The organism is Burkholderia sp. LK4 (assembly GCF_001043615.1).
GTDB classification, from domain to species: Bacteria; Pseudomonadota; Gammaproteobacteria; order Burkholderiales; family Burkholderiaceae; genus Burkholderia; species Burkholderia cepacia.
On sequence record NZ_LDUL01000063.1, the window covers coordinates 1 to 11,382 of the forward strand.

The 11,382-nt window shown below is 67.3% G+C and carries 8 protein-coding genes; 5 read left to right on the top strand and 3 right to left on the bottom strand.

What is annotated here, in order from left to right:
* The 3 genes from VK92_RS43165 to VK92_RS28300 form a co-directional block, all read left to right on the top strand.
* Positions 1-208, top strand: a 208-nt coding sequence (locus VK92_RS43165) for a hypothetical protein (protein WP_231616484.1), incomplete at its 5' end; no start/stop codon positions are given.
* Positions 209-332: 124 nt separating this feature from the next.
* Complete coding sequence (locus VK92_RS28295) at positions 333-2,477, top strand: phosphocholine-specific phospholipase C (RefSeq protein ID WP_021163108.1); 2,145 nt, start codon at positions 333-335, stop codon at positions 2,475-2,477.
* Between the two features lie 366 nt (positions 2,478-2,843).
* The gene (locus VK92_RS28300; RefSeq protein ID WP_042977615.1) at positions 2,844-3,992 is read left to right on the top strand and encodes a branched-chain amino acid ABC transporter substrate-binding protein; all 1,149 of its coding nucleotides are present in this window, start codon (positions 2,844-2,846) and stop codon (positions 3,990-3,992) included.
* Positions 3,993-4,116: 124 nt separating this feature from the next.
* Here VK92_RS28300 and VK92_RS28305 read toward each other — a convergent pair whose 3' ends face one another.
* Complete coding sequence (locus VK92_RS28305) at positions 4,117-4,878, bottom strand: FadR/GntR family transcriptional regulator (protein WP_021163105.1); 762 nt, start codon at positions 4,876-4,878, stop codon at positions 4,117-4,119.
* 359 nt (positions 4,879-5,237) lie between these two features.
* On the opposite strand from VK92_RS28305, the gene gudD reads away from it, so the two are divergent.
* Positions 5,238-6,590: a glucarate dehydratase gene (gudD, locus tag VK92_RS28310; RefSeq protein WP_048022991.1), complete on the top strand. Its 1,353-nt coding sequence runs from the start codon at positions 5,238-5,240 to the stop codon at positions 6,588-6,590.
* 243 nt (positions 6,591-6,833) lie between these two features.
* Here gudD and VK92_RS28315 read toward each other — a convergent pair whose 3' ends face one another.
* Both VK92_RS28315 and VK92_RS28320 read right to left on the bottom strand, forming a co-directional pair.
* The gene (locus VK92_RS28315; RefSeq protein WP_048022989.1) at positions 6,834-7,640 is read right to left on the bottom strand and encodes a hypothetical protein; all 807 of its coding nucleotides are present in this window, start codon (positions 7,638-7,640) and stop codon (positions 6,834-6,836) included.
* Positions 7,641-7,874: 234 nt separating this feature from the next.
* Entirely contained in the window at positions 7,875-8,939 is a 1,065-nt protein-coding gene (locus VK92_RS28320; protein WP_027787985.1) for a glycosyltransferase family 4 protein, read from the bottom strand.
* Between the two features lie 564 nt (positions 8,940-9,503).
* On the opposite strand from VK92_RS28320, the gene VK92_RS28325 reads away from it, so the two are divergent.
* On the top strand, positions 9,504-11,336 hold the full coding sequence (locus VK92_RS28325; protein ID WP_042977612.1) for an ABC transporter ATP-binding protein: 1,833 nt from the start codon (positions 9,504-9,506) through the stop codon (positions 11,334-11,336).
* Positions 11,337-11,382 lie beyond the last annotated feature (46 nt).

Genomic DNA, 11,382 nt, shown 5'->3' on the forward strand with positions numbered 1-11,382 from the left:
CTTTCCCGCTTTCCTGCTTTCCTGCTTTCCTGCTTTCCTGCTTTCCTGCTTTCCTGCTTTCCCGCTTTCCTGCTTTCCCGCTTTCCCGCTTTCCTGTTGTCCCGCTTTCCCGCTCTCACCCTGCGTCACCACGACCGTTCGCGATATGCCCCGACGCTGCGTCGATATCGCTTCGATGCGGATGCAAACGTTTCCGGACTTCACATGAATGACACCGATTCCTCGCTATGCTCGCGGCGGCACGCACCAACGCAGCCGCATCCTGCGACCCGGTGTGCGCCGTTCCCGCTGGTCCCGCCAATCGGCTCCCTCTTTACCCCACGATAACGACCATGACCCGATCGAACCGTCGTGACTTCCTGCGCGTCGCTGCCGGCACCGCCGGTGCCGCCGCGCTGAACCTGTTCCCGCCCGTGATCCGCGATGCGCTCGCGATTCCCGCGAACCGCCGCACCGGCACCATCCGCGATATCGAACACATCGTGATCCTGATGCAGGAGAACCGCTCGTTCGACCACTACTTCGGCACGATGCGCGGTGTCCGTGGCTTCGGTGACCCGCGCCCGCTGCGCCTCGCGAACGGCAAGTCGGTGTTCCACCAGCCGGTCGGCCCGGCCGAACTGCTGCCGTTCCATCCGGGCGCGGACAAGCTCGGCCTGCAGTTCCTGCAGGACCTGCCGCACGGCTGGCAGGACATGCACGCGGCATGGAACAAGGGCCGCTACGACCAGTGGGTGCCGAACAAGGGCACCACGACGATGGCGTACCTGAAGCGCGACGACATCCCGTTCCACTACCAGCTCGCCGACGCGTTCACGATCTGCGACGCGTACCACTGCGCGATCCCGAGCTCGACCGACCCGAACCGCTACTACATGTGGACGGGCTACGTCGGCAACGACGGCACGGGCGGCGGCCCGGTGCTCGGCAACGAGGAAAAGGGCTACGGCTGGACGACTTATCCGGAAGTGCTCGAACAGGCCGGCGTGTCGTGGAAGATCTACCAGGACATCGGCACGGGGCTCGACGCGAACGGCTCGTGGGGCTGGACGCAGAACCCGTACATCGGCAACTACGGCGACAACTCGCTGCTCTACTTCAACCAGTACCGCACCGCGTTGCCCGGCACGCCGCTGTACGACAAGGCGCGCACCGGCACCAACATCAGCGCCGGCGGCACGCTGTTCGACGTCCTGCAGCAGGACGTGAAGAACGGCACGCTGCCGCAGGTGTCGTGGATCTGCGCGCCGGAAGCGTATTCCGAGCACCCGAACTGGCCGGCGAACTACGGTGCGTGGTACATCGAGCAGGTGCTGAAGGCGCTCGTGTCGAATCCGGACGTATGGAGCAAAACCGCGCTCTTCATCACGTACGACGAAAACGACGGCTTCTTCGACCACGTGCAGCCGCCGTTCGCGCCGCAGTCGCGCGACAACGGGCTGTCGACGGTCGCGACGACCAACGAGGTGTTCCCCGGCGACGCATCGCACATGGCCGGCCCGTACGGCCTCGGGCCGCGCGTGCCGATGCTCGTCGTGTCGCCGTGGACGAAAGGCGGCTGGGTCTGCTCGCAGACCTTCGATCACACGTCGCTGCTGCAATTCATCGAGGCCCGTTTCGGCGCGCAATACCCGGTCAAGGCGGCCAACGTGTCGCCGTGGCGTCGCGCGGTGTGCGGCGACCTGACCGCCGCGTTCGATTTCGCGACGGCCGACGCCGGCTGGCCGACGCTGCCGGATACGAGCGGCTACGCGCCGCCCGACCGCCTGCGCCACCCGGACTACATCCCCGTGCCGCCGGTGCTGCAGAAGCTGCCGAAGCAGGAGGCCGGACTGCGGCCGGCGCGCGCGCTGCCTTACGAGCTGTTCGTGCACGGCCGCGTCGAATCGGTCAACGGCCAGTTCCGGCTGACCTTCGCGAACACGGGCCGGGCGGGCGCCGCGTTCCAGGTGCAGTCACGCAACCGCCTCGACGGCCCGTGGGCGTACACCGTCGAAGCCGGCAAGCGGATCGCCGACACGTGGAGCGCCGCGGCGTCGCTCGGCCTGTACGACCTCGACGTGTACGGCCCGAACGGCTTCTACTGCCATTTCCGCGGCCCGTTCGCGACCGGCGTCGGCAGCGCGAACGTGAACCCCGAGGTGATCTACGGCTATGACGTCGCGAACGGCAACATCACGCTGCGCCTGATGAACCGCGGCCACAAGGCGGTGCGGCTCAAGGTCACGAACGCATACGGCCACGGCCGCGCGCGCACGTTCGATCTCGCGCCGGGCCAGCAGATCGACGACTACTGGGATCTGCGCGGCAGCCACGGCTGGTACGACCTGACCGTCAGCGACGGCCGGCTGCTCGGCTTCCTGCGCCGCTTCGCGGGCCACGTCGAGACGGGGCGCCCGAGCACCAGCGATCCGTTGATCCGCACACACGCATCGCACGACGATGCCGAAGCCGCATCGGACGCGCTGTCCGACTGACGGCCTCATGTGAGGCGGCGCGGCCCCGGCGGGCCGCGCTGCCTCCCCTCACCTCCGCTCCTCCTCTCCGCCCGCTCCGTTCGCGACGGGAAACTCCCGATACCGGCTGCCTCCGCACGCGCGGAAGCTATGCGCAAATCCGCATCGAATGCGCGGCAAATTGCCAAGACCCACGCATATCGGCGACCTATATATCGAAACGATCGGGGCTCTTCGCCGAGCCTGACGGGAGATTCTTCCGAGGATCACGATGCCGACCTCCCCGCCCGATTCCGAGAAGCGGTCGAACCGCCCGCCCGTCGCACGCGTTCAACCATCCCGAGCGTGTGCGGTACTTACTCGCAGGTATCGAACAAGAGGAACAACATGAAATTCCGTCATTCCCTGCTGTCGGTGTCGATTGCATCCGCGCTTGCCCTCCTCTCGCAACAGGCCGCCCGGGCCGCCGACACGACCGACGTGAAGGTCGGTTTCGCCGCGCCGCTCACGGGCGTGAACGCCGGCTACGGCAAGGACCTGCAGAACGGCGTGCAGCTCGCGCTCGACGATGCCGCCGCGCAGAAGGTGCAGATCGCCGGCAAGCCCGCGCACTTCAATCTCGTCGTGCAGGACGACCAGGCCGACCCGCGCATCGGCGTGCAGGCCGCGCAGGCGCTCGTCGACCAGAACGTGTCGGTCGTGGTCGGCCATTTCAACTCGGGGACGACGATTCCGGCCTCGGTCGTCTACGACAAGGCCGGCATCCCGGTGATCGATCCGGCGGCGACCAACCCGACGCTCACCTCGCGCGGGCTGGCGAACATGTTCATGGTGATCGCGACCGACGGCCAGAACGCCGGCAACGCGGGCAAGTACGCGGTCGACGTGACGAAGGCGAAGCGCATCGCGATCATCGACGACCGCACCGCGTTCGGCCAGGGCGAGGCCGACGAGTTCGAGAAGGCCGTGAAGGCCGCCGGCGGGAACCTCATCGGCCGTGAATTCACCAGCAACCAGGCGGTCGACTTTCGCGCGCAGATCACGAGCCTGAAGGCCAAGAATCCCGACCTGATCTTCTTCGGCGGCCTCGATTCACTCGCCGCGAACTTCATCAAGCAGATGCGCCAGCTCGGGCTGAACGCGCAGTTCGTCGGCGGCGGCGGCGTGAAGGACAACGAGTTCATCAAGATCGCGGGCCCGGCCGCCGAAGGCGCGATGGCATGGGAATACGGCCGGCCGCTCGACGAGCTGCCGCAAGGGAAGGATTTCGAGCAGCGTTTCAAGAAGCGCTTCGGCGTCGACGTGCTGTCGTACGCGCAGTTCGGCTACGACGCCGCGTGGGCGGCGATCAAGGCGATGCAGGCGGCCGGCTCGACCGACCCGAAGGTCTACCGTCCGGCGCTGAAGAAGATCGACTTCGAAGGCGTCACCGGCCGCATCTCGTTCGCGAGCGACGGTTCGCTGAAGAGCGGGATGTCGACGCTGTACCAGGTGAAGAGCGGCGCGTGGAAGACGATCACGACGAAGGGAGGCTGATCGGCGGTGCCGGCGGCCGGCGGCGGACAGGCCGCCCGGCCGCGGAGAGCGATGAACGGATATCGATCTCGTATGACGACTGATGTTGATGCGATTCGACCGGGCGGACGCACCGCCCGGCGCATCAGCCGGCCTGCGTGTCGCGCTCGGCTTCGGCCGCCTCGTGCGCACGGCGCAGCCGCTCGCGGCTGTTGGTGAGGTGCGTGCGCATCGCGGCGCGTGCGGCCTCCGGGTCGTGGCGCGCGATCGCCTCGTAGATGTCCTCGTGTTCGTGGTTCAGCCGGCCGACGTATCGCTCCAGATCGTCACCGGCAAAACGGGCCGAATTCACGCGCGTGCGCGGGATGATCGACGTGCCGAGCTGCGTCATGATGTCGACGAAATAGCGGTTGCCGGTGGATTGCGCGATCTGCAGGTGGAACTGGAAATCGAGCTGCGCCGTGTCGCGGCCGCCGCCCGCCCCCGTTGCGATCGCGTCGAGCGCGCGCCGCAGCGCGACCAGGTCGGTATCGTTCGCGCGCTGCGCGGCGAGGCTCGCGCATTCGCTCTCGAGGCTGATGCGCAGTTCCAGCACCGCGAGCACGTCGCGCAGCGTCGTGATCGTCGCCGGGTCGATCCCGAGCGTCTGGCGGCGCGACGGCTCCAGCACGAAGCTGCCGATGCCGTGGCGCGTCTCGATCAGGCCGCTCGCCTGCATCCGCGAGATGGCCTCCCGCACGACCGTACGGCTCACGCCCTGCGCCGCCATGACTTCGGTTTCGGTCGGCAGCTTGTCGCCGGGACGCAGCGTGCCGTTTTCGATCTGCGCGGTCAGCGCGTCGACGACATCTTGTGCGAGGCTGCGTGCGCGACGGCGCGGCGCTGCGGGAAGCGTAGGCACGGACATGAGGCCGGTTCCTTTTTGAATGATCGTAATGTGAGCCGAGGGTTTACGCGGGGTTTGAGCGAAAGCCGATGATTCATTATACTGCGTCACAAGTCATCCGACGACTGATGATCAAAACACGGATCTCCTGTCGACTCAAGCGCGCACGCCGGCACTGCCTGGTCCCATGCCTTACGATCAGCCAGCTTTCGCGTTCTGCGCTCCGCTGGTCAGGTTGTCGCTCCCACCCCGTTCCGGGTTGCGTCGACCTGCGGGGGCTTGCGCGCCGCGCACGTCGGTTGTCGAATGATCGCACCTCCTGCCGCGCGCGGCAAAGCTTTTGCCGCACGGCATTGCCCACCCTTCTGCCATCGCCGCCCATGAACGCCGTCACTGCCTCGCCCTCCCACGACACGCCGCGCATCGTCGACCTGCAAGCGATTCCGGTCGCCGGCCACGACAGCATGCTGCTCAACCTGAGCGGCGCACACGGCCCGTTCTTCACCCGCAACCTCGTGATCCTGAAGGACAGCGCGGGCCGGACCGGCGTCGGCGAAGTGCCCGGCGGCGAAAGCATCCGCCGCACGCTCGACGATGCGCGTGCGCTCGTCGTCGGCCAGCCGGTCGGCAATTACCATGCGGTGCTCAACGACGTGCGGCGCACCTTCGCCGACCGCGACGCGAGCGGCCGCGGTCTGCAGACCTTCGACCTGCGCACGACGATCCACGCGGTCACCGCGCTCGAGGCCGCGCTGCTCGACCTGCTGGGCCAGCATCTCGGCGTGCCGGTCGCCGCGCTGCTCGGCGAGGGCCAGCAGCGCGAGCGCGTCGAAATGCTCGGCTACCTGTTCTACGTCGGCGATCGAACGAAGACCGCGCTGCCCTACCGCGACGGCAGCGGCGCGACCGACGACTGGACGCGTGTGCGCGACGCAGCCGCGCTGACGCCCGAGGCCGTCGTGCGGCTCGCCGAAGCCGCGCATGCGCGCTACGGCTTCAACGACTTCAAGCTGAAGGGCGGCGTATTCGAAGGTGCGAGCGAGATCGAGGCCGTGACGGCGCTCGCCGAGCGCTTCCCGGACGCGCGCGTGACGCTCGACCCGAATGGCGCATGGTCGCTCGACGAGGCCGTGCGGCTGTGTCGCGACCAGCATCACGTGCTCGCCTACGCGGAAGATCCGTGCGGCGCCGAGAACGGCTACTCGGGCCGCGAGGTGATGGCCGAATTCCGCCGCGCGACGGGGCTGCCGACGGCAACCAACATGATTGCGACCGACTGGCGGCAGATGGGCCACGCGGTGCAGTTGCAGGCCGTCGACATCCCGCTCGCCGATCCGCATTTCTGGACGATGCAGGGTTCGGTGCGCGTCGCGCAGATGTGTCGCGACTGGGGCCTCACGTGGGGCTCGCACTCGAACAACCACTTCGACGTGTCGCTCGCGATGTTCACGCATGTCGCGGCCGCCGCACCGGGCCAGGTCACCGCGATCGACACGCACTGGATCTGGCAGGACGGCGAGCGGCTGACGCGCGAGCCGCTGAAGATCGAAAACGGGCTGGTAGACGTGCCGAAGCGGCCGGGTCTCGGCATCGATATCGACATGGATGCCGTCGCGGTCGCGCATGAGTTGTACAAGCAGCACGGGCTCGGTGCCCGCGACGACGCGGCGGCGATGCAGTACCTGATTCCGGGGTGGACTTTCAACAACAAGCGCCCCTGCCTCGTGCGCTGAGCGCGAAACGGACCGGGCGGCTGATTCGCCCGGCCGGGCCGGGCTCAAGACGAGCGGCGAGGCGCGGCTGGCGGGTGTCTGGCGGAAAACGCTGTTCGTGTCGGACAGGATCGCGATCGGGATGGCGATGGGAATCCGGCCGGCCAGATCGAGACTCGGCCGGACTTGGCCGGCCGCACCTGTCCGGCCATTCCTGACCGTCCGCCCCAATCCCCCGCGCCCGCACGCCGTGCGCGGGACTTGTCAGACGATCTGTTTGAGCGCGGCGTCGAGCGCGAGCACCGCGACGCGATCGCCTTCGGTCGCGAGCGGCGCGCGCATGACGATCTGCCGGTTATGGCCGACGGCCGCCGGCGAATCCCACAGCAGCTCGACCTTCGGTCGATTGAACAGGCCGCCGCGGCGCGGCGGCACGACCGAGGACTGTCCGCCCGTCGCCCCTTCGCCGGCGGCAGGCGCCGTACGGCCGGGCCAGCGCACCGACAGTTCGCGCGCGTCGTACTGGCCGACCTTGCGGCTTTCCATCCAGACGATCGCGGTGCGCGTCAGCACGTCGAGCGAAATCGCATAACGGCCGACCGCGAAGCGGCGGGCCGCCACGTTGGTCCGCCACAGCGGCCGCGGGCGGCAGATCCAGACGATCGCCGCATAAAGCGCCGGGGCGGCAACGAGCCAGCCGTTGGTCGCCGTCACGGCATGCAGCGCGAGGCGCCAGCCATCCACCCAGACGAACATGCCGATCGACCAGACCGCGAACAGGAAACCGATCAGCGCGAAGACGCGCAGCGCCTGGCGCAGCCACTGCGGCAGCGGATGGAACGGCCGCTCGGCGCGCGCGACGGCACCCGGCAGCGCGAGCAGCAGGAAGATCAGCAGGAGGTAGACGAACGCCCAGGGCGACGACACCATCGCGGACAGCGACGAGCGATAGCCCATCTGGGACATCGAGAACAGCCAGCGCGCGAGCAGCACGAGACCGATCGCACGCAACGCGAAGATGACACCGGCGCCGGGGGCCGGCGCTGCGCGCGTGGATTTCGTTCTCGCCAAGACTGCTCTCCTCTGGATATTCGTGCGGGGCCGGATTTCACGGCACGGCCATTATAGGGACATTACCGTCTGGACAGACGGCTGGATGCCATGCCGGCCCGCTTCGGGGGCCGTTCGCGGCGTCGGGCGCGGCGAGAATACAACAGATCCGCGCCGCGGATGTGACAACGCCCCGCCGGAGACCCGGACGGGGCGTCGTTGGCAAGCCGCGCGCCGCCAGGCGGCGGCCCGCAATCAGCCTGCGTTGACTTCGCGGAGCACCGTGCGACGCTTCTGGCGCAGCAGTTCCTCGTAGCCCTTCACGTAGTTCTGCGCCATCACCTTCGACGAGAAGCGTGCTTCGAACGCGGCGCGGACCTTCTCGCGCGGCAGCGTATCGAGGCGCTTGAGCGCCGCGACGGCCGACAGTTCGTCTTCGACGACGAAGCCCGACACGCCGTTGTCGATCACTTCCGGCACCGAGCCGCGCTTGAACGCGATCACCGGCGTGCCGCAGGCCATTGCCTCGATCATCACCAGGCCGAAGGGCTCCGGCCAGTCGATCGGGAACAGCAGCGCGTGCGCGTTGCCCAGGAATTCCGTCTTTTCGGCTTCGCTGATTTCGCCGATGTACTCGACGTGCGGCAGCGCGAACAGCGGCTTGATCTTCTCTTCGTAGTACGCGCGGTCAGCCTTGTCGAGCTTCGCGGCGATCTTGATCGGCAGGCCGGCCTGCTCGGCGATGCGGATCGCCGTGTCGACGCGCTTCTCCGGCGAGATGCGGCCGAGGAACGCGAGATAGCTCGGCTTCACGTTCGGAATCGGCGTCAGCAGGTTTTCCGGCAGGCCGTGGTAAACGGTCGACAGCCAGTTCGCCTGCGGCAGCGGGATGCGCTGGTTGTCGGAGATCGACACGACCGGCACGTCGCTGAATGCATTGAAGATCGGCTGCAGTTCCGGCAGGTCGAGACGGCCGTGCATCGTCGTCAGATGCGGGACCGGCTGGCGCGAGAACAGCGAGAACGGGTAGTAGTCGATGTGGCAGTGCAGGACGTCGAACTCTTCCGCGCGGCGGCGCACCTGCTCGAGGAGCAGCATGTGCGGGGCCATCACGTCACGGATCGTCGGGTCGAGGCGCAGCGCCTGCGGCCAGCACGCTTCGAGCTTCGCGGAGGTTTGCGAATCGCCGCTCGCGAAGAGCGTAACGTCATGCCCCATCTCGACAAGTGCTTCGGTGAGGTAGGACACCACTCGCTCGGTACCACCGTACAGTTTCGGGGGCACCGCTTCGTGCAACGGAGCGATTTGGGCGATTCGCATGCGTAACTCCTAAAAAATCGGCTAAAAACCAGGTATGGGTCGGCAACCTGCCGGCGGTCCGGGCTGGATGCATTTCGTCCGAAAAGTCGGACGAATCAGCCTGCCGGGGGCGTCAAACCCGCGCTGCTCAAGGAGCGTCGGCGACGCGACAGGCATAGAACGTTTGAAACGAAGACCCGTTGACAGGGGTTCGTAAAAAACCTGGAATCGAACCCGGAGCCGATTATCTAGGGTTAATCCCGATACGGCGCACAACATTTCAAACACTTTACTTTGTTACAAAGGTGCAACACTTTGCAACCCGCGGACTTGGGCGTCCGTTCTAGAGTGGAAGGCCCTTTTGGCATTCCTTGCCCCCGTGACTGCCGGCAGCGTGATTCCGGCACATGAGACAGGACGGGATGCCGGATTTTATCTCAAAATCGATCGAGCACCCTTGGCCGAGGCAAGATTCGCGCAGCGCAGCGCACGGCCTTGTTTACAATGCCGGATTATTCAGTCCGGGCGAACGCCGGCAAGCGATCCCGCCGCAACGCTCAATCACCGAATCACCGCACGCATATTTTGGAATCTCTCACCCCTGCCCAGCGCAACGCCCACAACGCGAAGCTGTCGAGCTACGCGCACCGGCCGATCGCGTTCCTGTTCCGCTACATCCGCCTGCATCCCGTTGCCCACCTGATCGTGCTCTGCAGCGTGCTGGCCGCCGTCGGCTGCGCGCTCGGCTCGCAATACGCGATCAAGCACCTGATCGACGTGCTGGCGACCGGGCGTCATCACCCCGGCCCGCTGTGGAGCGCATTCGCGCTGCTCGTCGGGCTGATCGCGGCCGACAACCTGCTGTGGCGTGTCGGCGGCTGGGTCGCCGCGCATACGTTCGTCGCGGTCACCGGCGACCTGCGGCGCGACCTGTTCCAGTACCTGATCGGCCATTCGCCGACCTACTACTCCGAAAAGCAGCCGGGCACGCTCGCGAGCCGCATCACGGCCACGTCGAACGCCGTCTACACGTCGGAGAACACGATGGCGTGGAACGTGCTGCCGCCGTGCATCGCGGTGATGGGCGCGATCCTGATGATCATCGTCGTCAATCCGATGATGGCCGCCGGCCTGCTCGGCTGTTCGGCCGTGCTGTCGGTGATCCTGTTCAAGCTCGCCGGGCGCGGCTCGGCCCGCCACCATGCGTTCGCGGCGAAGGCCGCCGCGGTCGACGGCGAACTCGTCGACGTGATCGGCAACATGGGCCTCGTGCGTGCGTTCGGGATGACGCTGCGCGAACAGAAGCGCTTCGGCGCAACGGTCAAGGCCGAGATGGATGCGCGCCAGCAAAGCCTGCTCTATCTCGAAAAGCTGCGCCTGCTGCACGCGGTGATCACCGCGATGCTGTCCGCCGGCCTGCTCGGCTGGGCGCTGTGGCTGTGGGACCAGGGCCGCGCGACGTCCGGCGACATCGTGCTCGTCAGCTCGCTCGGCTTCACGATCCTGCACGGCACGCGCGACCTCGCGGTCGCGCTCGTCGACGTCACCCAGCACGTCGCGCGCCTGTCCGAAGCCGTCAAGACGTTGCTCGAGCCGCACGGGATGCCCGATCGTTCGGACGCCCAGCCGCTGTCGGCCAAGGGCGGCCGCGTCGACTTCGAGCGCGTGACGTTCGCGTATCCGCACCGCCGCGCGATCCTCGACCACTTCGATCTCCATATCGAGCCGGGCCAACGCGTCGGCCTGATCGGCAAGTCGGGCGCCGGCAAGTCGACCGTGCTCGCGCTGCTGCAGCGCTTCTACGACACGCAGGACGGCGTCGTGCAGGTGGACGGCCAGGACGTGAAGTCGATCACGCAGGACAGCCTGCGCCACGCGATCGCGCTCGTGCCGCAGGACATCTCGCTGCTGCACCGGACGATCTACGACAACATCGCGTACGGCCGCCCCGAAGCGACCCGCGACGAAGTGCTCGCGGCCGCGCGCGACGCGCGCTGCGCGGAGTTCATCGAAGCGATGCCGGAAGGCTATGACACGATCGTCGGCGACCGCGGCGTCAAGCTGTCGGGCGGCCAGCGCCAGCGCATCGCGATTGCGCGCGCGATCCTGAAGAACGCGCCGATCCTGCTGCTCGACGAAGCGACGTCCGCGCTCGACAGCGCGTCCGAGGAAGCGATCCAGAGCGCGCTCGACCGCCTGATGGTCGGTCGCACGGTGATCGCGATCGCGCACCGCCTGTCGACGCTGCGCAACTTCGACCGGATCATCGTGATGAACAACGGCAAGGTCATCGACGACGGGCCGCCCGACGTGCTGCGCAACCGCCCCGGCCTGTACCGCGACCTGCTCGCGAAACAGCACGGCCGCCATCACGCGGCGCCCGACGGCAGCACGCCGACCGGCGAACGCGTGGCCTGAAGCACCGGCCCGCAGCCGGCAAAAAAAGCCGCAGTGCTGCTCGCAC